The sequence below is a fragment of the Candidatus Eremiobacteraceae bacterium genome, from assembly GCA_035710745.1.
In the GTDB taxonomy this organism is placed as follows: domain Bacteria; phylum Vulcanimicrobiota; class Vulcanimicrobiia; order Eremiobacterales; family Eremiobacteraceae; genus JANWLL01.
In genome coordinates, this window is record DASTCX010000004.1 from 55,786 (window position 1) to 79,095 (window position 23,310).

20 protein-coding genes are annotated in these 23,310 nt (G+C 66.9%); 1 reads left to right on the forward strand and 19 read right to left on the reverse strand.

The features are described 5' to 3' along the window. Positions 1 to 25 precede the first annotated feature (25 nt). On the forward strand, positions 26 to 1,558 hold the full coding sequence (locus VFO25_01325) for a stalk domain-containing protein (protein ID HET9341540.1): 1,533 nt from the start codon (positions 26 to 28) through the stop codon (positions 1,556 to 1,558). Between the two features lie 104 nt (positions 1,559 to 1,662). On the opposite strand, the gene VFO25_01330 is transcribed toward VFO25_01325, so the two are convergent. From VFO25_01330 to VFO25_01420, 19 genes are all read right to left on the reverse strand, one after another. Continuing rightward, the gene (locus tag VFO25_01330) at positions 1,663 to 2,376 is read right to left on the reverse strand and encodes a TIM44-like domain-containing protein (GenBank protein HET9341541.1); all 714 of its coding nucleotides are present in this window, start codon (positions 2,374 to 2,376) and stop codon (positions 1,663 to 1,665) included. Between the two features lie 42 nt (positions 2,377 to 2,418). Then, positions 2,419 to 3,183 (reverse strand): zinc-ribbon domain-containing transport protein, encoded by a 765-nt coding sequence (locus VFO25_01335; protein HET9341542.1) that lies wholly within the window; start codon positions 3,181 to 3,183, stop codon positions 2,419 to 2,421. Further along, positions 3,184 to 3,891: an HAD-IA family hydrolase gene (locus tag VFO25_01340; GenBank protein HET9341543.1), complete on the reverse strand. Its 708-nt coding sequence runs from the start codon at positions 3,889 to 3,891 to the stop codon at positions 3,184 to 3,186. Next, positions 3,888 to 4,811 carry a D-alanine--D-alanine ligase gene (locus VFO25_01345; GenBank protein HET9341544.1) on the reverse strand — a complete coding sequence of 308 codons (924 nt, stop codon included), beginning with the start codon at positions 4,809 to 4,811 and terminating at the stop codon, positions 3,888 to 3,890. Before VFO25_01345 ends, VFO25_01340 begins: the two co-directional genes overlap by 4 nt. A 68-nt stretch (positions 4,812 to 4,879) precedes the next feature. Further along, on the reverse strand, positions 4,880 to 5,800 hold the full coding sequence (gene murB / locus VFO25_01350; protein HET9341545.1) for a UDP-N-acetylmuramate dehydrogenase: 921 nt from the start codon (positions 5,798 to 5,800) through the stop codon (positions 4,880 to 4,882). Positions 5,801 to 5,929: 129 nt separating this feature from the next. Next, entirely contained in the window at positions 5,930 to 7,780 is a 1,851-nt protein-coding gene (locus VFO25_01355; GenBank protein ID HET9341546.1) for a hypothetical protein, read from the reverse strand. 77 nt (positions 7,781 to 7,857) lie between these two features. Next, positions 7,858 to 9,276 (reverse strand): UDP-N-acetylmuramate--L-alanine ligase, encoded by a 1,419-nt coding sequence (gene murC, locus VFO25_01360; protein ID HET9341547.1) that lies wholly within the window; start codon positions 9,274 to 9,276, stop codon positions 7,858 to 7,860. A 63-nt stretch (positions 9,277 to 9,339) separates the two neighbouring features. After that, on the reverse strand, positions 9,340 to 10,578 hold the full coding sequence (locus VFO25_01365; GenBank protein HET9341548.1) for a glycosyltransferase: 1,239 nt from the start codon (positions 10,576 to 10,578) through the stop codon (positions 9,340 to 9,342). Beyond that, positions 10,490 to 11,722, reverse strand: a complete 1,233-nt coding sequence (gene ftsW / locus VFO25_01370; protein ID HET9341549.1) for a putative lipid II flippase FtsW — start codon at positions 11,720 to 11,722, stop codon at positions 10,490 to 10,492. The genes VFO25_01365 and ftsW overlap by 89 nt, the downstream gene beginning before the upstream one ends. Then, positions 11,719 to 13,098 (reverse strand): UDP-N-acetylmuramoyl-L-alanine--D-glutamate ligase, encoded by a 1,380-nt coding sequence (gene murD, locus VFO25_01375; protein ID HET9341550.1) that lies wholly within the window; start codon positions 13,096 to 13,098, stop codon positions 11,719 to 11,721. The genes ftsW and murD overlap by 4 nt, the downstream gene beginning before the upstream one ends. 18 nt (positions 13,099 to 13,116) lie before the next feature. After that, complete coding sequence (gene mraY, locus VFO25_01380; GenBank protein ID HET9341551.1) at positions 13,117 to 14,106, reverse strand: phospho-N-acetylmuramoyl-pentapeptide-transferase; 990 nt, start codon at positions 14,104 to 14,106, stop codon at positions 13,117 to 13,119. Beyond that, positions 14,103 to 14,825 carry a coenzyme F420-0:L-glutamate ligase gene (locus VFO25_01385; GenBank protein HET9341552.1) on the reverse strand — a complete coding sequence of 241 codons (723 nt, stop codon included), beginning with the start codon at positions 14,823 to 14,825 and terminating at the stop codon, positions 14,103 to 14,105. Before VFO25_01385 ends, mraY begins: the two co-directional genes overlap by 4 nt. Beyond that, a complete protein-coding gene (murF, locus tag VFO25_01390) occupies positions 14,822 to 16,234 on the reverse strand; it encodes a UDP-N-acetylmuramoyl-tripeptide--D-alanyl-D-alanine ligase (GenBank protein ID HET9341553.1) in 1,413 nt (470 codons plus the stop codon). The genes VFO25_01385 and murF overlap by 4 nt, the downstream gene beginning before the upstream one ends. Then, complete coding sequence (locus tag VFO25_01395; GenBank protein ID HET9341554.1) at positions 16,231 to 17,697, reverse strand: UDP-N-acetylmuramoyl-L-alanyl-D-glutamate--2,6-diaminopimelate ligase; 1,467 nt, start codon at positions 17,695 to 17,697, stop codon at positions 16,231 to 16,233. The genes murF and VFO25_01395 overlap by 4 nt, the downstream gene beginning before the upstream one ends. Positions 17,698 to 17,713: 16 nt before the next feature. Further along, entirely contained in the window at positions 17,714 to 19,522 is a 1,809-nt protein-coding gene (locus tag VFO25_01400; GenBank protein HET9341555.1) for a penicillin-binding protein 2, read from the reverse strand. Further along, positions 19,507 to 19,944 carry a hypothetical protein gene (locus VFO25_01405; protein HET9341556.1) on the reverse strand — a complete coding sequence of 146 codons (438 nt, stop codon included), beginning with the start codon at positions 19,942 to 19,944 and terminating at the stop codon, positions 19,507 to 19,509. Before VFO25_01405 ends, VFO25_01400 begins: the two co-directional genes overlap by 16 nt. Continuing rightward, a complete protein-coding gene (gene rsmH / locus VFO25_01410; protein HET9341557.1) occupies positions 19,935 to 20,891 on the reverse strand; it encodes a 16S rRNA (cytosine(1402)-N(4))-methyltransferase RsmH in 957 nt (318 codons plus the stop codon). The genes VFO25_01405 and rsmH overlap by 10 nt, the downstream gene beginning before the upstream one ends. Next, a complete protein-coding gene (gene mraZ, locus VFO25_01415; GenBank protein HET9341558.1) occupies positions 20,878 to 21,318 on the reverse strand; it encodes a division/cell wall cluster transcriptional repressor MraZ in 441 nt (146 codons plus the stop codon). Before mraZ ends, rsmH begins: the two co-directional genes overlap by 14 nt. 219 nt (positions 21,319 to 21,537) lie before the next feature. After that, positions 21,538 to 23,193 carry a TlpA disulfide reductase family protein gene (locus tag VFO25_01420; GenBank protein HET9341559.1) on the reverse strand — a complete coding sequence of 552 codons (1,656 nt, stop codon included), beginning with the start codon at positions 23,191 to 23,193 and terminating at the stop codon, positions 21,538 to 21,540. Between the last annotated feature and the right edge of the window lie 117 nt (positions 23,194 to 23,310).

Below are 23,310 nucleotides of genomic sequence, written 5' to 3' on the forward strand. Positions count from 1 at the left end.
ACACCTTCCCCATCGGGTGATCGCCATGCGCCGCACCTGCATCCCCATCGTCGCGCTGTTCGCGCTCGCGCTTTTCGCGTGCCCGGCCTTCGCCGACGCACCCACGATCATCGTCGACGGCTATACGGTGCAGACCGACGTGCCGCCGGTCGTCATCGACGGCCACGTCCTCGTTCCGCTGCGCGGCGTCTTCGAGCGCTTCGGCGCACGCGTCGATTACGACGCGACTGACAATGCCGCGATCGCCCAGCGCGACGGAACAACCGTGAAGGTCGTCGTCGATGATCCAGTCGGATGGGTGAACGGCGCGCGCGTCGCGCTCGAGACGCCGCCGCGCGAGATCGCGGGCCGAGTCGAGGTGCCGCTCCGTTTCGTCGCTCAAGCGCTCGGTGTGTCGGTCGACTACGACGCGTCGTCGAACGAAGTCGTCATCGTCAGCGGCGCGAGTCCGGGCAACTTCGTCGCGGCGGGTCCGGGAACACCGCCGTACGCGTCCACATCGCTGGCTTCTAATTACGGTGCATCGGGTACGACCGGCACCGCGCCGACGGTCGAGGGCCAGCAGCCATCGCCGAACGCGCTCATCGGCACGGACTATCCGCAGATCTACGCTCGCCTCGGCGGCGGCTCGTCCGCGGTCGATCCGGCGACGGTACGCGTCGTCGTCGACGGCGTCGACGTGACCGATCAGTCGACGGTATCGTCAGCCTATATCGCCTACACGCCGACGGATCAGATGACCGGCGGCACGCATACGGTCGATGTCAGCGGTCAATCCGACGACGGCACGCCGTTCGACTCGCAGTGGTCGTTCAGGATACAATCGTATTCGTCGACGGACTACGTCTCGTCCGTCGTCGGCTACAACGCGCCGATGTTCGGCTATTCGCGTTTCGGATTCTTCCCGCCCGGCTTCTCGGTGTTCGCGCCGGGCCCGCAGTTCTTCGTCTTCGGTCAGCCGATCGTGTTCGTGTTCTTCAGCCCGTTCTTCCCGAACGGTACCGGCTTCTTCTCGCTCTCCGGCGTGCCGGGTCAATTCGTCATGACGCCGTGGCTCGGCTGCCCAGGTTTCTTCTGGGGATCGTTCAGCGTGCCGCAAGGCGTGTTGTCACCGAATGCCGTCGTCGCCGCACACTTCACGACCTCGGATGGACGCTCAGTCATCGCGCACGCGACCGCCCCGCTGCATATCGACGGCACGCGCAAGACGCTGCCCGCATCGCTGCATTTCGCGGTGCGCAGCCAACTCGTCAACCGTCCGATGACGCCGCGTTCGTTGGTCGCGTTCAACCGCGTCGAGCGCGCGACTATCATCTCGCGCCGTTCTGCGATGACGGTGCTGCACGGCGTTCGTGTGCCCGTTCGGACGATGATGCCAGTCGCGCGCCGCAGTCAGCCTCGCATCACGACCATACCGCGCATGCTTCCGCCGCAGCCTGCGCTCGTCGGACGTCCGATGATCCCGATCGGTCACCCGATCGTGATGCCGCCGCCGACGCCGGTCGTGATCCCTCGAGTGCCGGCGCCGGTCGTCATCCCGCGCAAACCTCCGCAATAGCGGAATCGAAAACAGATGGAGCGGCCGACCTTTACGGTCGCAAGGGAGCGGTCGAGATTTATCTCGACCGCCGCGGTCTCGCGGATCTAATTTGATTCGGTAAACTACGTATAGGCTGACGCGCTCACGTGATCGAGCAGCCAAATACCGCCGGTGCCGGTCAGTTGGGTGCCGCAAAAGGGGCACGTCGCAGCGCCGGCCGCGGTCGGCGCGCCGCACGACGGGCAATGGGTCGCTCCGCCGGCGCCCGCGCTCTTCGGGGTCGTCGTACCCGGCGGTCGAACGAATGTCACGAATTCGGTGAAGTAGTCCGACTGCGGGTTCCCCACCGCAGCCGCGCCCGTTTTGATATCTTGGGTGAAGCGTACGCCGGTAGAGACGACCCGCACGACGATCGCTTGTCTTAGGCCATCGAGCATGACGTTGATGATCGCAGAGCTGACCATCTTCGTATCGCGCACGACTCGGCGCAGTCCGGCGCTCTTCCAGTTGGCGACGTGCGCGCGATACGCAGCGACGCACTGTGGCGTCGCGATCGCGGTCATGCCGTCAGCGTTCATGTCCGCGTCGCACGCGAGGTACGTCTGATAAGAGGCAGCGGCTTGCGCGAGAAACTGCAGGTCGTTGAAATCCGGATCGATCTGCTGAAGTCCTGTGACTTCATCGTGCACTCGATCCTGGATCGACGGGGGTGGCGCAACGGTCCACGCCTGAGCGGTCGGCGAGAAATCAGGATCGAGTTTGGCCGGATCCTTGAAGAACCACGTGTGTTGCCCGTCGGATGATCGTTCGGTGACGAATTTATAGATCGCGATCACGGCCAGAAGGATTAACCGAATGAGACTGCCCATGACCTACGGCTACGTGTACGCTGATGCGCTGACGTGATCGAGCAGCCAGGTACCGCCGGTGCCGGTCAACTGCGTGCCGCAGAACGGGCACTTCGCTGCCCCAGCGGTGGTCGGCGCGCCGCACGAGGGGCAATGGGTCGCGCCGCCGGTGCCTGCGCTCTTCGGCGTCGTCGTTCCCGGCGGGCGGACGAAGGTGACGAAATCCGAGAACGTCGTCGAGCTCGCGCTGCCGTCGGTCGCGACGCCCGAATCTGCATCTTGGGTGAAGCGGACGCCGGATGTCGAAAACCGGACGATGACCGCCTGGCGGGTGCCGTCGACTGAGACTTTTATGATCGCAGAACCGATCGTCGTCATGTCGCGAACGACGCGACGCAGCCCGGCCGCGCGCCAATCGGCAACCTCCTTTCGATAGCAGTCGGCGAATGCCGGCGTCGCCACCGCTGCGAGTGCGTCGGGGTCCATCGCGCCGTCGGCCGCGACGTACGCGTTATACTGGGCGGTCGCCATCGAGAGGAACTCGATCTCGTTGAAATCCGGATCGATCTGCTGGAGCGTCGCGACCTCGTCATGCGTGCGCTGGGCGCCGGTCGGTTGCGGCATCATCGACGTGTCGATCGGCAGCGGGGTCGTAACGATCGTATCGCCGCTGATGCTGTCCGAGGTCCAGATCGTCATGCGCGGGTTGCTCTGCGTGTCGAGCTTGAAGAGCATGTTGAGGACGTCGCCGACGAAGCGGAAGACATCGCCCATGAAATCCGAGCCGCCCGGCATTTACGCCCCTCGCAGACTGCCGGCGTCGCGGCCCCACTCGAGGCCGTCGCGCCATGCCTCCAATATATCGGCAGCTTCTGCCGGAGTCTGCGCGAACGCGTCGGGCTCGCGCGTGCCGAACGCGTCTTCGGTGATCGGGCGCCAGAGCGCCGCGATGGAGCGGACGCCGGCGCCGTCCGCCGCTTCGACGTCGAGCGGCGAGTCGCCGACGTAGGCCGTCTCAGCCGCGTCGACCTGCATGAGCGCGAGCGCATAGATGAGCGGCTCGCAATCCGGCTTGTGTCGCGAGGTGTCTTCTTTCGCGACGATGTGCTCGAACATGCCGTCGAGCCGGCACAGCGCGAGTCCGCGTCGCGCCGTATCGCGCAGCTTCGACGTCACGACGCCGAGTCGCAACCCGCCCGCGCGCAGGCGCCGCACGCTGTCGACGACGCCCGCCATGTTGCGCACGTCGTCGTCGTGGCGCGCGAGATTGAAGTCGAGATACGTCGCGGTCGCGGCTTTCAGATCGTCGCCGTGGAAGTAGCGCGCGAGCGTATCGTACAGCGGCAGGCCGAGGTCGGCTTCGATCTGCTCGCGCGTCATGATGCGCCCGTGCGCGCGATACGTGTGCGAGTACGATTCGATGATGAGTTCGGTCGAGTCGATGAGCGTGCCGTCCAGATCGAATAGTGCGGCGCGCAAAGGACGGCGAGCCTTGCGGATCATCGGGCGCTTATCCCTTGACGCGAGAGCGCGCAGCGCGTCAGCCTTTCGACGAGCGACTCGTACGGGATGCCCGCCGCCGCGGCTGCTTCAGGGAACAAGCTCAGCGATGTGAGACCCGGCAGCGTATTGCATTCGAGCAGGTAGAGCGACTCGTCGGTCGCGTCCATCATGACGTCGATGCGGGAGTAGTCCCGGCAGCCGAGCGCGTCGTGCAGGCGCAACGCATACTCTTGCATCCGAGCCGCGATCGGCACATCGAGATCGGCGGGCACCGTGTGCCGGCTTGCGCCCGCCGTATATTTCGCGTGGTACGAATAGAACTCGTCCGACGGCGCTATCTCGACGACCGGCAGCGCGTCGCACCCGAGCACCGAGACGGTGAACTCGCGACCCCGCACGTACGCCTCGACGATCATGCGATCGGCGACGCTTCGCGCGGCAGCCACAGCTCCCGCCCACTGCGATTCATCGCGAACGATCGTGACCCCGACGGCCGATCCTTCCGCGAGCGGCTTGACGACGCACGGCACACCCGGCCGTTTAGGCGGCGTCGAGGGCACGTCACTCGCGTCGATCACGACGGCGCGCGGCGTCGGCAGATCCGACGCCCGCATGACCGCTTTCGTCATCCATTTGTCCATCGCGACCGCGCTCGCGCGCATGCCCGAGCCCTGGTAGCCGAGTTCCATCCAATCGAGCAGCGCTTGGATCGTGCCGTTCTCGCCCGCGCCGCCGTGAAGCGCGTTGAAGACCGCATCCGGCTTTGCTGCGCGGAGGCGATCGACGAGATCGTCGCTTGGGTCGATGATGGTGGTGCGATATCCGAGCGAATCGAGCGCCGCGACGACGCCCGCGCCGGTCTGAAGACTGATCTCGCGCTCGGCCGAAGCGCCGCCCATGAGAACGACGACGTGTGACATGGACACGGGAGAAGTCCTTAGGGAGTTGCCGACGCCGAACCTGCGTTAAGAAATTTTGGCGAGCGCGGTCAGAGGACGTGGACTTCGGTCTCCAACTCGATGCCGTGCTTTTCGCGGACGGCCCCTCGCACGCGTTCGATAAGCGCGAGGACATCCGCGCACGTCGCGCCGCCGCGGTTGACGATGAAGTTCGCGTGTTTCGTCGACACCTCGGCCGCGCCGACACGCCATCCCTTGCAGCCCGCGGTCTCGATGAGGCGAGCCGCGTAGTCGCCCGGCGGATTGCGGAAGATACTCCCCGAGTTGGGCAGCTCGAGCGGCTGCGTCGCGTTGCGCCGGTCGATCCGTTTTCTCAGCTCCGCCTGAACTTCGCGCGTGTCGCCTGGGGTGAGCACCATCTCGGCGGCGCAGACGACGGCGCTGCGGTCGAGCGACGACCGGCGGTACGCGAACTCCGGTCTCGTGAAGGTCTGGAGTTTTTCACCCGCCACGACGACCTCGACGCGGTCGACGACATCGCCGATCTCGACGTCGGTGCCGGCGTTCATGCGAACCGCGCCGCCGACCGTGCCGGGAATCCCGACGAGGCCTTCGACTCCGCTCAATCCGTGCTTCGCCGCCTCGCGGCAAAGCGAGACGACCGGCGCAGCGCCGCCTGCCCGGACCCGGTTACCGTCGACGGTCACTTTCGTGAAGTCGCCAGCGAGCCGGACTATCAAGCCGTTGAAGCCCTCATCGCGGACGAGCAGGTTCGAGCCGAGCCCGATGACGGTCCACGCGACGTTCTCGGAGGCGCAGATGGAAAGCGCCGCGACGAGGTAGCGCGGATCGCGGATCTCCGCATACGCGGCCGCGCGACCGCCGACGCGCATCGACGTCTTCGGGGCCATCGGCTCGTCAGTCTTGAGACTCGGCCCGATGACGATCGCGAGCGCTGCGATCTGCTCCGCGGATGGCGCGCTGCCCGGCACTGACGGCGAAGTGGTCACCCGCCGATGTTAGGCGTCGACATAGGTCAACTCTTTCCGATGGTTGGGCCGCGGCGGTCGAGATGAATCTCGACCGCTCCCAGTCATCTTGATAGGCCGCGGCGGTCGATCGTCGTGGCGGCGTTTGCGTCACAACTCGTAGACGGACAAAGCGAGCGCTGGCGGCCCGACGCTCGCTTGCGGATCGCCGAAATCGAGCGCCGCTACGTGACGCAGTTCGACCGGCGGAGCCAGATCGACGCTCGTGCAGCGGTCGAGGTCGACGAAGTACGACCGGCCGGCCGAGTCGCGCAGCGGCGGGAACGTTAGGGATATGCGTTGCGGCCTCTCGGACGCTTCGATACGGAGTGGACGAGCGGCGAGACCTGCTCCGCTGGTCTCGAGCAGGCTCAGATATCCGCGTGCGCATCCGCGAGGAGCGACCACGCGAAGCTCGATCTGGTCCAGATCGTTTCTGCTCGGCGTGAACTCGATGCGGAAGTCGTGCTTGCGGTCGATCCCCGGCGGCATGACTCGCGCGGCGATGTCCAATCCGTCAGGCAGCGGGATCGCGTCGGGCTGCGCGAGACGGTAGACGTCGAAGCGCACCGCGTATGGGAAGCGAGTGATGGGCGGACTATCGCTGAGCCGGTAGGCGCGATCGAACCAATCGTATTCGAGCGGATCGACGAACGCGTGCCACGCGGCGTTGTCGACGTAGACCGTCGGCCGGTACTGCTTGAACGCCCAGATCCCGTCGCCGAGCGCGAGGTGCGGCGCGACGCCCGCGTTCGTCAGTCCCTCGTAATCGACGATCGGGCGGCCGGAGTAGTAGCGCAGCTGCCCGATCTCGGGGTAGGCGATGGTGTCGGCGGGTCCCGTATGTGCTCCGAGCCACTCGCCGAGCTCGCGGTAGGCGCTGTCGCTCAACAGCGGCATGACGACGGTCGCGCCGAGGCTCAACATGCGGACCGGCTTCGTCGTCGCGGAGATCATGAACCAGACATTCACCGCGACGATGCACAGCGACGCCACGCGCGCGACGCCCACCCACGATCTCCGCGCGGGGCCGCCGTCCGAGTCGCGCGGCCAGCCGAGCGACGCGCAGACCGCCGCGAGCACCGCCAACTGGACGGTGAACCAAAGGAAGAACGGCACGCGCATAAACGCGTAAAGCGCAGTGTATGCCAGCGCCCAAGCGCCCACATACCAAGGCGCGCCGTCGATCCAAGAGCCTGCCCAGGCTGCGACGGCGGCCGCGATGCACGCGACGAGAAGCAGCGGCGCGAGCCAACTTCCTGCGCCGCCGCCGAGACCGTACGCCTGGCCCGCGAGCGCGACGAGTCCGTGCAGGTACGGACCGACGATATTGTACGAAAGCTCGGCGCGCTTCGCCGCGATGCTCTGCGAGAACGGCGAACCGAAGTATGCGGTCGCCACGATGCACCACACAGCGAACGGGGCAAGGGCGACGGCGACGAACTTCAGGCCGGCGTTCGTGCCGTTAGTTCGGAACACGCCGAGCGCCGCCAACGGCGCGACGAGCAATGCTTCGGGGCGCATGAGCGTCGCGAGCCCGAGAACGATCGCCGCGCCGACGGCTCGACCACCTCTGAGCAGAAGCAACGCGCCGACGACCATCGCCACGCATAGATACGTCTCGTGCGACCATAGGAGCAGTATGCTTGGCGCGCACAGCAGCGTGAGCGACGCGGCGAGCGCGCCCTCAGGCGCTGCAAGCGTCCGGACGAGCGCGTACGTGCCAAATCCGATCAACAGGCACGCCAGCGCCGCGAAGATCTGCGCGATCGTGACGACGTCGACGTGCGTGAGGACGTTGAGCCCGGCGTAGACCAACACGGCGAGCGGCGCCGATGTGCTGAGAACGCGCTCGCCCGGATCGAACGAGAATCCCTGACCGGACGCGAGATCCGACGCCGTGTCGTAGCCGATGAACGAATCGTCGAAGGCGTATTCGCCGAAAAACGCCCGGATCACCATGACGCACGCGAGCGCGATGATCGCCAGGTAGAGCGCCTCGAGAATGCGACGCGACGGGAGCGAGCGGGCCGTACGCGTCAGACGGATCCGACGCCCGCGTCTGCCGCGGACATCCCCGCGGCGAGCTCGTGTGCGACGCCGCCGATGTCACCGGCGCCAAGCGTCAGGATGAGGTCGCCGCCTTGCATCGAGCGCTGCAGGTACGCCAAAGCATCCGCGGGCTTCGGCAGATGCGACACGGGCTTCGACGGATCGAAATCGCGTATGCATTCGACGATCGATTCGGCGCGCACGCCCGGGAGCGGCACCTCGCCGGCCGCGTAGATGTCCGTCACGACGATGACGTCTGCGCCCAGCAGCGCCTGCGCGAAATCGCGGAAGAGATAGGCCGTCCGGCTGTACCGGTGTGGCTGGAACGCGACGACGATCCGGCCAGGCCAGTAGGCGCGAGCGGCGGCGATCGTCTCCTGGACGGCGGTCGGGTGGTGCGCGTAGTCGTCGACGACGATCGCGTCTCGGCTCTCGTACAATATATGGAAGCGTCGCGCGACGCCGCGGAAGCGGCCGAGCGCTCGAGCGATCGCTTCGAACGGGACGCCGAACTCCAAGCCGACAGCGATCGCGCTCAGCGCGTTGCAGACGTTTATGCGGCCCGGCACCCGAAGGGCGATATCGCCGAGACGGACGCCGCGCTGCTCGACGGTGAACGTCGATCCGAAATCCGCGAGGCGCACGACGTCGGGCCGCACGTCCGCTGCCGTATCGAAGCCAACCGTCACCATGCGCGGATCGCCGAGCAGCCGCGGCGATTCGTTGAAGCGCCGCACGAGTTCGCGAACCGCCGGACAATCCGCCGATGCGATGACGACGCCGCTTTCCGGCACGCGTCCGACGAACGCAGAGAACGTCTCGATGAGGTGTTCGAGATCGCGATAGTAGCCGAGGTGATCGTTCTCGATGTTCGTGACGACCGCGCACCACGGCGTCAGTCGCAGAAACGATGCGTCGCTCTCGTCCGCTTCCGCGACGACGACGTCGCCCGCGCCGAGCCGCGCGTTCGCGCCCATGTCGTTCACTTCGCCGCCGATGAGGACGGTCGGGTTCAGTCCGCCCGCGTCGAGGACCGACGCGACCATCGACGTCGTCGTCGTCTTGCCGTGCGTGCCGGACACCGCGATGCCGCGCTTGTCGGTCATGATCTCGGCGAGCATCTGAGCGCGCTGCATGACCGGGATGCCTGCGCGCTGCGCGGCGATGACCTCGGGGTTATCTGCCGGGATCGCAGACGAGATGACGACCGCGTCCGCGCCCTTGATGTTGTCGGACGCGTGACCGAGCCGCACGTCGGCGCCGAGACCTCTGAGCTTCTCGAGGGTCGACGTCGTCTTGAGATCGGAACCGCTGACGGAGACGCCCATCGCGAGCAGCACGCGCGCGATCGCGCTCATACCGACGCCGCCGATGCCGACGAAGTGGACTTTGCGATGAAGCTTCATCTATATGGTCATATTGGCCTGATGGCCTTGCTCACCTTGCCGGTCGTCGAAGCGTGATCCCCGTCAGCGTGTGCTTTCGGTCGCAGCCGCGTTCGCATCGCCGCTGCCGATGCGGCCCATCAAGATCCGTTCGACCATGTCGGCGAGCGCGCGAGGGCGGGCAAGCGCATGCGCCGCTTCGCGCATCGTCTCGAGCCGGGTCGCGTCCATCGCCTCGATGAGCTTCCAGTAGAGCGCGTCCGGGTCGAGTTCCGCGTCGTCCATGACGAGCGCCGCCCCGGCGTCGGCGAACGCGACGGCGTTCTTATGCTGGTGAGCTTCGGCCGCGTGCGGGTACGGTACGAGGATCGACGCCACCCCGGCGGTCGACAGTTCGGCGAGCGTCGATGCGCCCGCGCGGCAGACCGCGATGTCGGCAGCGGCATACGCGAGCGCCATCTCGGCGAGATACGGGAGCAGGACGTAGCCGTTGGCGTTCGGCTCGGCACCGCGTTCGGCCGCCATCCACTCGTGGTCGCGTTCGCCCGCGATGTGGAGCACTTGCCAATCGGGCGGGAGCCGCCGGCGCGACACGAGCGCGCTCGCAGCGACGTTGATCGTCCGCGCACCTTGACTGCCGCCGAACACGAGGATCGTCTTCTTGCCGGGCGCGAGCCCGAGACGCTTGCGCGCATCCTCGGGTCGCGCCAGATCGTAGAACTCCGGTCGTACGGGCGTCCCCGTGAGGACGAACTTGCGTCCGAAGAACTCCGCGGTCGCGGCATAGGCGCACCAGACCTCGTCCGCGATCTTGGCGAGCGCGCGGTTCGCGAGGCCCGGCGCGACGTCCGGATTCATGACGGCGATGCGCGTCTGGCGCAGCGGGCCGGTCGTTCGGAGCATCGCGACCGCGGCGATCACCGGGAACGAGGCGTAGCCGCCGGCGCCGATGACGACGTCGGGCCGGAACGACGAGACGATGGGCATCGACTGCGCCACGCCGCGGACGTTACCGAAGAGGCCGGCTGCCGCGGCGCGCAGCGACGATCTCGACAGCGGCCTGCTTTCGACCGAGACGATCGGCACCTCGAACTCGCTGGCGATGCGATCGCCGATCTCCGTGCGATCGGTGACGAGCAGCAGTTCGGGTCCGGCATCGCCGGGCGCGTCGAGCGACAAGCGCATCGGCGTGCCGGGTGCGACGGGTATGGCTCGCGGCGAGCAGAGCCCGGGGTCAGCGGGCGCGCCGGAGAGCGCTCTGGCTAGTGACAGCGCGGGGTAGAGATGCCCCCCCGTGCCGCCGCCGGCGAGAAGGATGCGCACTCGATGCACCTCGTCGATGGAGATCGTCGCTGCCCGCGCCGTACGACGCTTTCGCCCTGCCTCGCGACACGCTCGCGAGAAGCCCGATGCCGAACAGGCTCATGACGAGCGACGTGCCGCCATAGCTGATGAACGGTAGTGGAACGCCCGTGACCGGCCACATCGACGTCGCGACGCCGATGTTGACGAACGCCTGCAAGACGATCGATGCGGTGATGCCGGTCGCGAGATAGAATCCGAAGCGGTCTTCGGCCGCCGCGGCGATCCGCGCGCCGCGATACGCGAGCGCGAGGAATAGCAGCAGCACCGCCGCGGCGCCGATGAAGCCGAGTTCTTCGCCGATGATCGAGTAGATGAAATCGGTGTACGGCTCGGGCAGGTAACCGAATTTCTGTCCGCTTTGCCCGAGCCCGACGCCGAAGACGCCGCCGGATCCGAGCGCGTAGAGCGACTGTATGATATGGTAACCCGTATCTTGCGGATCGTTGAACGGGTGGAGGAACGCGGTGAAGCGATCGCGTCGATACGCGCTCGAGAAGATGAAGGCAGCGATCGCCGGCACAGCGATGACCGCCTCGAGCAACAGGTGCATCGGTTTCGCACCGGCTGCGAACATGACGACGAACGCGGTGATGACGAAGAGAGACGCGGTGCCGAGATCGGGCTGCCGCAAGACGAGCGTGAACGCGATGCCGACCGCGAAGAGCGCCGGCGCGCCGGCGCGGCGGAACGAGCGAGCGCCGTCATCGCGATCCGCGAACATGCGCGCGAGGAGCACGACGAGTGCGAGCTTCGCGAACTCCGACGGCTCGAACGAGATCGGCCCGTACGCGAACCAGCGCTGCGCGCCGCCTTCTTCGGTGCCGATATGCGGCACGAGGACAGCTCCCAAGAGCACGACCGCGATGCCGAATATCCAGTACGCTCCCGCTTGGAGCTTGGCGTAGTCGATGCGCGCGCCGATCATGAGCGCCACGATCCCGACGCCGAGCCAAACGATCTCGCGCTTGAAGTAGTACGCGGCGTCGTGATACGTGCGATACGCATCGGCCGACGACGCCGAGTAGACCATGATCGCGCCGATGGTCGCGAGCAAGCCGGTGATGACAAGCAGGCCGAGGTCCGGACCGCGCCGCTTCTTCACGACGCTGCGACTCCGTGGCGCCGATCGCGGACGAGCGTGGCGAAGACGTCGCCGCGATGCTCCGCGCTGTCGAACATGTCGAAGCTCGCGCATCCCGGCGAGAGCAAGACGACGTCGCCTGGAGAGGCCGCATGAGCCGCAGCCTCGACCGCCTCGCTCATCGCGCGGGCATAGATGACGTCGACGCCGCTCAGCTGCGCGCCGATCTCCTTGGCCGATTCGCCGATGAGGATGACGGTTTTTGCGCGCTCCGACGCGGCGTTCGCGAGGGCGGCGAAGTCGGTGTTCTTCGCGCGGCCTCCGGCGATGAGGACGATCGGCTCGTCGAACGATTCGAGCGCTTTGACGACCGCATCCGGATTGGTCGCTTTGCTGTCGTCGACCCAGCTTATCCCGTCATCGGATTCGACCGGCGCGAGGCGATGCGGTAGCGGCGCGAAGGAGCGTAGGCCGGTGCGAACCGCAGATGCCGGTGTTCCCGCAAGCAGCGCCGCGAGCGACGCGGCCATCGCATTTTCGACGTTGTGAGCGCCTCGCAGGCGCATTTCGTCCGTGGTGATGAGCGTCGTTCGTCGGCGGCTCCGACCGGAACGGCGTACGATCGCACCGTCGTTAAGCGACATCTCCGCGGTCGGATCGCCGGCCGCGCTGAACCAGTGCTGCGCGCTCGGGATCGAGCGCGCGCCGGCTCGGAGTCGCGCGCAATACTTGTCGTCGGCGTTGCCGACGAACGCGTCTTGGGGGCGTTGGTTCGCGAAGATGCGATACTTGGCTTCGGCGTACTCCTCCATCGAAGGATAGCGGTCGAGATGGTCTGCCGTGATGTTGAGAAGCACGCTGATTCGCGGCGCGAATTCGCGGATGCCTTCGAGCTGGAAGCTCGAGACCTCGGCGACGACCCACTCGTCGGGCGTCGCCTGAGCCGCTTCGTAGATGAGCGGGTCGCCGATGTTGCCGCCGACGCGCGCGCCGATGCCGGCGGTCCGCAGGATGTGGCCGACGAGCGCGGTGGTCGTCGACTTGCCTTTGCTGCCTGTGATCGCGATGATCGGGGCGGCGCAGATACGATACGCGACCTCGATCTCCGCGTAGACGGGCACGCCGAGGCGCTGGACCGCCAACACTGCGGCATTCGTGAACGGCACGCCGGGTGAGAGGACGGCCGCGGTCGCGGCGCGAGCGGCTTGGTCGAGTTCGGCGTGTCCGATGAGCGGCACGCCGATCCGCTTGAGCGAGTCGACCCGGTCGCGAAGCTTCGATGCTTCCCTGTCGTCGTACGCGACGACGGCGATGCCGCGGCTGCGCAGCACTTCTGCGGTGGCCATGCCGCTGCGCCCGACTCCGATGACGAGGACGGAGTCCGAGTCGTTAAACATCCTGTGCTCGAGCGTTCGTCATGGCGACGGCCTCAACCCGCCGGGCGGCAACACGTCCGGGCCGATGAAATTCTTCGTCGCGATGATGGCTACCATCACCGCGAGCGTCATCACGACCGACGCAGTGACGAACATCGCGGTGATCCAACGCTCGTTCCAGCCCGACAACTCGAAGTGATGATGGAGCGGGCTCATCTTGAAGATGCGTTTGCCGGTGAGCTTGAAGCTGACGACCTGTGCCATGACCGAGAGCGCTTCTACGACGTAGACGAGTCCGACGAGCGGTAGCAGAAGCAGCAACCCGCTTTGGATCGCCGCGCCGGCGAGCAAAGCGCCGAGCAGCAGCGACCCCGCGTCGCCCATGAAGATCTTCGCCGGATGACGATTGAACCAGAGGAAGGCGACGCACGCGCCAAGGACGGCGAGCGTCACCGAACTCAGCGCCGCAAGTCCGAAAAGCAGAAGCGGTGCGAGGGCCGTGCCCGTCGCAAGCCCGTCGACGCCGTCGGTGAGGTTGACGGCGTTCGCCGCGCCGACGATCGCACAGAGCGACAGCACCCACCAGATCCAGGAGGGCAGCACGAGACCGATCGTGCCGAACCAAACCTCGCCGTACCCAAGCGGGGCGGTTCCCGATTGCAGCCAGTACAGGTACCCGACGGCGAGGAGCGCGAGGAGCGCGAACTTCCAACGCGCCTTCAGGCCGAGCGCGCGCCGGCGGAAGAGGATGATGAAGTCATCGGCGGCGCCGATCGCACCGGCGCCCGCAGCGAGGACGAACAGCTTCGCGTCGTTGGCACCGCTCGTGAAGATGAGGCCGAGCGCCGCGGCGGCGATGAACGCGAGCCCGCCGAGCGTCGGCGTGCCTTGCTTGGCGGCGTGCGATTTCGGCCCGTCTTCGTAGATCTGCTGGCCGAGGTGCCGTCCGTGCTGCCATTGGATGAGGTACGGCACGATGATGGCGCATGCGATGAAACCCGCGCCGAACGGCCAGATGGTCGACGTCATCGCGCCGCCGCTCGCACGAGTGGACTTGCGGGCGGCGAACCTGTGGCCGCTCGATACTTGAGCACGACGATCGGGGTCTGCTCGTCGCCGTTGCCGTGCGGATTCGAGCGAAGACACGCGCAGATCGCATCCTCGTCGACCCCGGCGCTCGCGCCGAGTATCGCGACCGTCTCGAGATCGTTCGCGTCGACGACGGCCGCGTGCGCGCCGCATGCGGCCGCGATCGCGGTCGCTTGGGAGGCCGGATCGATGGGTCCGAGGACGATATGGCGCTCGTAGGGCGGCATCGTGCCGGTGTAGCCGTCGATCTGGGAGATCGTCGGTCCGAGTATGCGGTAGAAATCGCCGCGACGGCCGATGAGGCGGCCTGCCGCGCCCACCGCCACGGCAGCGAGCACTTTCAGCGTCCCCGCGCTGTCCATGACCAGCTGCATCGACTCGGGCTGGCTGACGGTCGCGTAGGGCCCGGCGCGATCGGATAAGATGCGTGCGAGCATCGTCGGGCGGATCGCCTCTGCTGCGATCGACCTGCCCTGCGCGATCGCGACGGCGGTCTCGGAAATGCAGACGACGTCCTCTGGCGATGCGATGCCGCGAACGCAGCCGGCCACGAGCGACGGCAGATCATCGCCGCTCCGGACGACGGGGGTCCGCACCGGCAGCGCGACGATCCGAGGCGGCAGCCCTTCGACGTCGACGACGAACGTGCGCCTGTTCACGATGCTTCGCCGTCGCCGAGCAGCGCGGCGAGGATCTCCTCCATCCGCTGCACGCGCGAACCTTTGAGCAGCACCGCGTCACCGTCGCCGATCAGTCCCCGCAAACGCGCCGCGACGCCGGCGTTGTCGGCGAACACGGAGATGCGATCGGGCGGCATCCCCGCACCACGAGCGCCAGCTGCGAGCCGCTCGGCGAAAACACCGCCGCAGTAGAGCGCATCGATGCCGGATCGAGCCGCGGTCGCACCCGTCACTTCGTGCTGCGCCGGCGCATCTGCGCCGAGCTCGGCCATGCTTCCGAGGACAGCGATCCGCCGCGCCGCCGGCACTTCCGCGAACGCATCGAGCGCGGATGCGACCGACGTCGGGCTCGCGTTGTACGCGTCGTAGATGACAATCGCGCGGCTTGCCAGGACGTGCTGTTCGAAGCGGCCCGCCGGCAGCGCGAGAGCGCCGATCCGTTCAGCCGCCTCCTCGAACGTCATACCGGCGAGGATCGCAGCGCCCGCCGCGAGCAGCGCGTCGCGAAGATGATGCTCGCCGACGAGCCGCCACCGCGCGAGGGCGTGCGATGATCCAAATGTGAGCGGGACCGCCCCGTCTTTGGGCACGCCGGCCTCCAACGTGAGTCCTTGCGTGCGCGGGTCGCCGCACAGACGCACCCACACCGCGGATCGCTCGACCCCCGACTCGGGCGCCAAACGTCGCGACCACTCATCGGCCGCGTTGAGCACCGCCTTCGCGCCGCGCGAGAAGAGCGCGAACTTCGTCCGCGCGAGCTGTTCGCGGCTTTCGTAGAATTCGAGGTGCGCTTCGCCGACGTTCGTCAAAACGCCGATGTCCGGCCGCGCGACGTCGACGAGCTCCGCGATCTCTCCCGGCGCGCGCGCTCCCATCTCGATGACCGCAACGCGAGTCGAATCGTCGAGTGCGTAGCATGCTTTGCTGACACCGAGCTCGTTGTTCTCGTTCTCGGGCGTTTCGATGGTCGCGCGGTTCTCGCGCAACAGCTGCGCGCACATCGACTTGACCGTCGTCTTGCCGACGCTGCCGGTGATGCCGACCACGGTGCAACGCTTGGCCCGAGAACGCGCTTCGGAGGCGCCCGCCATGTACGCGCGCTTCGTGTCGGCGACGCGAAGCACGGGTGCGTCCACGCCCGACGGCAGCGACGCGCCCTCTTCAGCCACGACGGCGATCGCCCCGCGCTGCGCGGCTACGTCGGCGTAGCGATGCCCGTCGTGGTTCGGACCGCGCAGGCAGACGAACGTTTCGCCGGCCTGGATAGTTCGCGAATCCGTCGACGGCGCGAACGCCGCTTCCGTGAGGCGCCGGTCGTGTGATGCTTTGCTAGGTTCGTAGCGCGCGCTCGCGACGCGCGCGAAGCGCTCGATCGTCAGCAGGCTCACGCGCGTACCTTCGCGATCGCGCTGCGAGCGACGGCGACGTCGGAGAACGGACGGCGCTCGTCTCGCACGAGCTGGTACGCCTCGTGCCCTTTGCCGGCGATCACGACGACGTCGCCGGGCTTCGCGCCAGCGATCGCGCGCTCGATGGCGCGCTCGCGATCCGGCTCGACTTCATAGGCGCCGCCCGGGCCCGCCATCCCGGCGACGATTTCGTCGATGATCTTCGCCGGATCTTCGTAGCGCGGATTGTCGGACGTGACGATCGCGACGTCGCTCGCTTCGCGCGCGATCCTGCCCATGAGCGGCCGCTTGAGCGGATCCCGGTCGCCGCCGCAGCCGAAGACGCAGATCAGCCGCCCGGTCGCGATCGCGCGCGCGGCGCGCAACACGTTCGCGAGCCCGTCGGGCGTGTGCGCGTAGTCGACGAAGACGCCGATCGGACCGGCCTCGACGCGCGTCATGCGCCCAGGCACCGCTTCGAGTTCGTAGAGCCCTTGCGCGATCGCTTCGACGTCGACGTCGAGCGCGACCGCAGTCGCGATCGCGGCGAGCGCATTCGAGATGTTGAACGGTCCAGGCAGCCGGATCTCAAAACGCGCCGGCCGCACCGCGCCGACCGTGAAGCGTGAACCGCGTGTGTCGAGCTCGATGTCGGAGGCGTGAAGCGTCGCCGATCTATTGCTTACGCCGAACGTGATGCGCCGCGCTACCGGCGCGCCGAGCAGTTCGAACGCCGGATCGTCGGCATTGAGGACGGCGACTCCGCCGCTCTTGCTTGTCATCTCGAAAAGACGGCGCTTCGTCGCGCGGTAGTCGTCGAACGTCGGATGGAAGTCTAGGTGGTCTTGGGTGAGGTTCGTGAACGTCGCCACATCGAACGCGACGTCATCGACGCGATGGAGCTTCAGCGAATGGCTCGACACCTCGAGCACCGCGCCTTCGGCGCCCGCGTCGCGGAACTCGGCAAGCAGCCGCTGCACTTCATGCGCGAACGGCGTCGTGTTCTCGAGTTGGGTATCGAAAACGCCGCGAAGGCGAGCGCCGAGCGTCCCCACGAGGCCGAATGGCCGCCCCGCCGCTGCCACGATCGATTCCACGAAGTGCGTCGTCGTCGTCTTGCCGTTCGTGCCGGTGACGCCGACGATGGTGAGCTTCTCCGAAGGACGATCGTACAGCGTCGCCGCGATCGGCGAAAGCGAAGCAAGGGCATCTGGCACGCGCGCGAGCGCGATGCCTGCGGGCACCGCGATCGGTCGCTCGGCGAGCACCGCGACGGCGCCTCGCGAGACCGCTTCGGCGACGTGCGCGTGACCGTCATCGCGTGCGCCGCGAAGACAGACGAAGAGCGCGCCGGGCTCCACGCGGCGCGAATCGACGGCGATCGAAGCGATGGTGACGTCGGGGTTGCCGGATAGGGAGCTTTGGCCGGCGCCGGCGATGAGTTCCGCCAGCGATTTCGGCATGTTCGGGGTCATTTAACTAGTGCCCGCGGGCAATCCCTCGCGCGGCGGGAGCACCCGCGGCGGGCGAGACGGCGCGCGCGTCGGGATCGTCGATCGAGACGCTCGGGCGTTTGGGAAGGATTCCTTCGCGCCAAAGCACGCGGCTCGCGAGGTCGCGGAATGCGGGCGCCGCGACGATGCTGCCGTAGTAGGCGCCGACGGGCCTGTCCACTTTGACGAGGATGACGTACTGCGGCCGATCGGCGGGAACGATTCCGACGAACGACGCGGTGTAGGCGCCGAGGACGTACGAGCCGTCGACGACCATCTGCGCGGTGCCGGTTTTCCCGGCGAGCGCATAGCCCGGCATAGTGATCGCGCTCGCGGTGCCGTGCGCGAAGACGTCACGCAGCATCTTCAAGAGCTCCGCCGCCGTCTGGACGTTCATGACGCGACCCTGTTGTTGCGGCGCATACGTCTTGATGACCTTGCCGTTCGGCGCGACGAGCGATCGCACGATGAGCGGACGCATGAGCTCTCCGCCGTTCGCGATCGCGCCGTATGCGCGCGCGAGCTGGAGCGCCGTGATCGACACGCCTTGTCCGAAGCCGATCGTCGCGAGACGCGAGCCGTACCACGTGTCCGGCGTGCCGACGAGTCCGCCGCTCTCGCCGGGAAGATCGACGCCGGTCGGCTCGTCGAGACCGAAGCGCCGGATGTAGTCGTACATCGTCTGTTTGCCGACGCGCATCGCGACTTCGGCGGCGCCGACGTTGTGCGAGTACGCGATGATGTCGTCGAGCGTCTCTTCGCTGTGCCCGGATGCCATCAACCCGTCGTCGGCGTTGTGGATGATTCGGTCGCCGACTTCGATCGCGTCGAGCGCCGGGAACGTGTCGGTCAGCGACACCTTGCCCGAGTCGAGCGCGGCGGTCGCGGTGATGAGCTTGAACGTCGAGCCCGGCTCGTATGGGTCGGCGATGGCGCGGTCGGACCACGACGTCGCTGGCGATGCGCTGAAATCGTTGGGATCGTAGTTCGGATAGTTCGCGAGCGCGAGGATCTCGCCGGTCTGCGCCCGGAGCACGATCGCGCACCCGTCCTGAGCATCGTATTTCTCGACGACGGATCTGATGACGGCCTCGGCTTCGAACTCGAGCATGCGGTCGACCGTGAGGACGACCGTGTCGCCGACGACGGCCGGCTGGACGACGCGGCCGCCGAACGGGATCGGCCGGCCGGCGTTGTCCGTGCTCTCGACGATCCGGCCGGGCTTGCCGCGCAGCACGTCGTTGAACGCGTACTCGATGCCGGCAAGGCCTTGATTGTCGACGCCGGTGAAACCGACGACCGTCGACCCGATCCTTCCCTGCGGATCGACGCGCAGACCGAGAGGTTCGTCGCTCGTCGCGACGCCGCGAAGATCGAGGTGATCGACGGCGGCGGCGACGTCCTTCGGAACGTCACGCTTCAGATAGACGAACGATTCCTTCGATGTCAACGCCGACTCGATTCCCGCCGGCTGCTCGTGCAGCACGGGCGCAAGCTCTGCAGCCGCCTTCTTCGGATTCTCCACGTCGGTAGGCTGGGCGTAGATCGCCGACGATGGAAGATCCGTCGCGAAAGGTACGCCGAAACGATCGACGATGTCGCCGCGTTTGCCGTCGACGGCGATGGTCGACTGGTGTTCGTCGCCCGCGCCGGCCGCGAGAGCGGCGCCGTCGCGGACTTGGACGCCGTAGAGGCGGCAGAGCAAGAGCGCGGCGATCGCCGCGCACGTCCAAAAGACGACCGCGGAGCGGATCCGCAGCCTGACGCGTTCTTTATCCTTTAGATGTGGAGCCACTTGCGTAGCCCGTCGATCGTGGCTGCGATCGAGGTCGCGGTCTTCGTCGTGGCAGCGTGTGAGGGCGCGACGATCGCGACGCTCTGCGGCACGTGCATGTGGAGCTTCGCGGCGGCGGATTCGAGGCGCGGCAGCGATTCGAGCTGCGCGACTTGCTGGCGGAGCTCGTTGTCGCGCTGGACGAGCGCGTTGCGCAATGCTTGGTCGTCGTGCAGCCTGTAGGTTTGAGCCGTCAGCTGCGCGGTCAGCCAGACGTACGTGACGATGAGCGCGATCGGCAGCGCGACGAGAAGGCCGAGCCGCACCGTCCGGTCGAGACGGACCTTGACGAGCCGCGTCTTTCGGATGACGCGCGGGCGAGGTTTGGTCGACGGCCGATCGGGGAGATCGTCGTGCTGATAGACGCGAGCTGCTAGCGCCATCCTCGATCCTCCGTGATCTCGTGCGGCGGTTCTGTCTGCGCGGAAAGCCGCTCCGCGGCGCGCAGCTTCGCGCTCCTGCTGCGCGGATTCGCTTTCGTCTCCTCGACCGTCGGCGTCATCGGCTTGCGCGTTATCACGGTCGCGAGACCGTCGTGTTCCCAGCGGCGGAAGGTGCGCTTCACCGACCGGTCTTCTCCGGAATGGTAGCTGATGACGACGGCTCGTGCGCCCGGACGCAGACGGCGCGCAGCCGCGGCGAGGCTCCGCTCAAGCCGCTCGACATCGTGATTGACCGCCATCCGCAGAGCCTGAAAGGTGCGCGTCGCCGGATGGATCTTGCCGCGCGATGCGTTGCGAGGCAGCGCCGCGAGAATGGCAGCGACGAGATCCGACGTCTTGCGCAGCGGCGATCGCGCGCGGCGCGTGACGATCTGGCGCGCTATGCGGCGCGCGAAACGTTCGTCGCCGTTTGCATGGATGAGGTCGGCGAGCTCCCGCTCGGACAGTGTGTTGAGCAGATCGGCCGCCGACGGGTCGCCGGTCGTCGGATCCAAGCGCATATCGAGCGGCTCGTCGCCGGCGAACGAGAAACCGCGCTCGGCGTCTGCGAGCTGGATCGACGAGAGCCCGAGATCGTACAGGATGCCGTCAACTCCGTCCACACCGAGCTCTTCGAGCGCCTCGTCGAGATCGGCGAAGTTCGAGTGGACCGCTGTCAGGCGGCCCGGGTACCGGCTCGATAGTTCGACCGCGCGCACGACCGCCGCCGGATCGGCATCGAGCGCGATGACGCGGCCGGAAGGCTGCCGCGACAATATCTCTTTCGTGTGGCCGCCCGCGCCGAAGGTCGCATCGACGATCGTCGCTCCGCTGCCGAGCGCGCGCTCGGAGAGGACGAGATCGACGCTCTCCTCCAGCATGACCGGAGCATGGCTAGTAAAGTCCAAGCTCCGTCATCAGATCCGCCATGCCGTCGGGCGCGCCGCCGGCCTTCCGCCAAGCGGGCGCCGACCACACTTCGACACGCGTCAACGTGCCGACGAGCACGACGTCCTTGTCGATCTCCGCATAGTCGCGCAACGGTTGAGGCACGACGACACGGCCTTGAGCATCAAGCGACACCTCCTCGGTGTTCGCGAAGAGATGGCGGACGAAGCTCCGGTAACGCGCATCCTTGCGCGTCGCCGATTCGAGCTTAGTGCAGAACTCCGACCAAGTGGGCTCGGGATAGAGCGCGAGGCACAACTCCGGGGGCGCGATCGTCAGCACGAAGTGGTCGCCCAAACGCCCCCGCAACCGGGCGGGAATGGTCAACCTGCCCTTGTCGTCGAGGGAGTGTTCGAACTGTCCCGTAAACTTCGGGAGAGCGGTCATCGAAGGTGCACCAGACCCCACTTTGAGCCACTTTCACCCACTATACTCCAATAATCGGCGGATTGTCAAAACTTAATGAGTGTAGCGGCCGAGCTTTAGCTCGACCGCCGCGATCTTACAGAGAGACGACCCGCGTTAGCCGGTCGTCTCCCTTTTTGGAATCGTACTTCGAGGCCGCGGCGGTCGAGATGAATCTCGACCGCTCCCTCTGTTATGTGGCTAGGTGCTGGGCTTGGCTGAGACCGTTGCGATCGCGTTCGCGGTCTTCGACGCGATTGTGACCGACGCGGTCGAACCGCCGTCCGCCTTCACGTGCATCGACCACGGGCCGCCGCTATCGGCCAGCGGCACGACTTGCAGTTCGACGCGCATCGATCCGTTGGCGGCGAGGTTGATCGTGCTCTTGAACGGCTGACACACTTTTGCGTAGCAGAACGAGAGCAGCCAGTGGTCCGGAAGTCCGGTCGCGGCGAGGTTGACGGACCGCGCCACTGACGACGGATTTTTCACGAGCACCCAGAGCTTCGCGGGCGAAGCCTTCAGCGCGTGCGCGGCGGAGGCGCCGGAAATAGTCATCGCGATGTCCGCCGGCTCGAGCGCCGCATACTGCTCGTTCGCCTCTTCGGCGACCATCGAGTTAGGCTGGGCCGCCGCAGAGTCAAGCATCATCGCCTGGCCCGCCGCGTTGTTACCCGCGGCGATCTCCGCGCGCCCGAACTTGAGCCAAGCGCGTGCGAGTTCGTGCTTCGCGCTGTCATCGGTCGGCTTCTTCGCGTACGCCGCGCTCGCAAGCGCCAGCGCGTGCGATGAGGCGTCGAGCGCGTCCGGATAGTCTTTCGCCCCGAGGTCGGCTGAGGTCAGCGTCATCCAGCTTTCCGGATCGTCGGGCACCGCAGCGGCAAGCGCCTTGCCCGCGGCCACAGCCTTATCGTGATCCTTCATCTCGACCGCGGCGAGATACAGCCCGTTGTACGCGTCGCTCGCGGTCGACGGATCGAGGGTAACGGCCTGACCGTATGCGGCGTACGCTTGCGCGAATTGCTCCCGATCTTCGGCGACCTGTCCGCGCTGGAGCGCTTCTTGCGCTAGATCCGCATTTGCGGGGGCGCCCGTTTCGGTCTTCGCCCGCGCGTCGTACGCATCGCCGAGCGCCGTGTAGAGCGCGTCGAGCTCCTGCGTGGCTTTGAAGTAATCTATGGAAGAAGAGCCGTCGCCGCTCTGGATAGACGTGAGCTTGTCCGAGCCCTTCTTGCCGGCATCGATCGCATCGGCCGGGTTGCCGGCGGCGAGCGCAGCTCGCACCGTCGCCAGCGACGACGCCGCGGTGTCGTCGAAGGACTGCGCGATCTTCGTCTCGGGCACCGGCCTATCAGCGACGACCGCGTCGAGCGCGCCGGTCAGCGTCGACGATTCCAACTGGTCGAGCTGCCGGTAGCGGATGACGCCGTTGCGGTCCAAGATATACGTCGTCGGGATCGCACGCACGTCGTACATCTCTTCGACGGAACCTGTCGAATCCATGACGAGCGGGAAGCGGACGCCCTTGCCCTTCGCCCACACTTGCACGAGCGGCATCTGCTCGCGGTCGTCGACGCCGAAGAACACGACGTCGCTGCCCGAATATTTCTTCGCGGCGGCGACGAGATCGGGCGTCTCTGCGCGACACGGCGGACACCACGTCGCGAAGAAGTTCAGCACGACGACGTGACCCCGCAGATCGGAGAGCGACATCGTGTGGCCGCTCGTGCTTTGCAATTTGAAGTCCGGCGCGAGCGTGCCGATGCCGGGCGAGGCTGCCCAGGCCGGCTTGGGCACGGCAAGGGCGAGCGCGAGGACGAATGCCGGCGCGAGCCGACGGGCGATCGATGCGTTCATAGTGCGCTTCGTTTCGGCGACGAGAGGGCGCGGCCTCGCGCCCGGTGTGGTTGCTTTTCAGGAGGCGGCATGCTAGAGTCATCCTACCGCTTGCGGCCATCCGTCATTGGCCGCGGC

Excerpts from the sequence above, each read along its gene's own strand:
- VFO25_01325 (HET9341540.1), top strand. The coding sequence starts at position 26 with ATGCGCCGCACCTGCATCCCCATCGTCGCGCTGTTCGCGCTCGCGCTT.
- VFO25_01335 (HET9341542.1), bottom strand. The coding sequence starts at position 3,183 with ATGCCGGGCGGCTCGGATTTCATGGGCGATGTCTTCCGCTTCGTCGGC.
- VFO25_01340 (HET9341543.1), bottom strand. The coding sequence starts at position 3,891 with ATGATCCGCAAGGCTCGCCGTCCTTTGCGCGCCGCACTATTCGATCTG.
- VFO25_01345 (HET9341544.1), bottom strand. The coding sequence starts at position 4,811 with ATGTCACACGTCGTCGTTCTCATGGGCGGCGCTTCGGCCGAGCGCGAG.
- VFO25_01355 (HET9341546.1), bottom strand. The coding sequence starts at position 7,780 with ATGGTGATCCGGGCGTTTTTCGGCGAATACGCCTTCGACGATTCGTTC.
- murC (HET9341547.1), bottom strand. The coding sequence starts at position 9,276 with ATGAAGCTTCATCGCAAAGTCCACTTCGTCGGCATCGGCGGCGTCGGT.
- murD (HET9341550.1), bottom strand. The coding sequence starts at position 13,098 with ATGTTTAACGACTCGGACTCCGTCCTCGTCATCGGAGTCGGGCGCAGC.
- mraY (HET9341551.1), bottom strand. The coding sequence starts at position 14,106 with ATGACGTCGACCATCTGGCCGTTCGGCGCGGGTTTCATCGCATGCGCC.
- VFO25_01395 (HET9341554.1), bottom strand. The coding sequence starts at position 17,697 with ATGCCGAAATCGCTGGCGGAACTCATCGCCGGCGCCGGCCAAAGCTCC.
- VFO25_01405 (HET9341556.1), bottom strand. The coding sequence starts at position 19,944 with ATGGCGCTAGCAGCTCGCGTCTATCAGCACGACGATCTCCCCGATCGG.
- mraZ (HET9341558.1), bottom strand. The coding sequence starts at position 21,318 with ATGACCGCTCTCCCGAAGTTTACGGGACAGTTCGAACACTCCCTCGAC.
- VFO25_01420 (HET9341559.1), bottom strand. The coding sequence starts at position 23,193 with ATGAACGCATCGATCGCCCGTCGGCTCGCGCCGGCATTCGTCCTCGCG.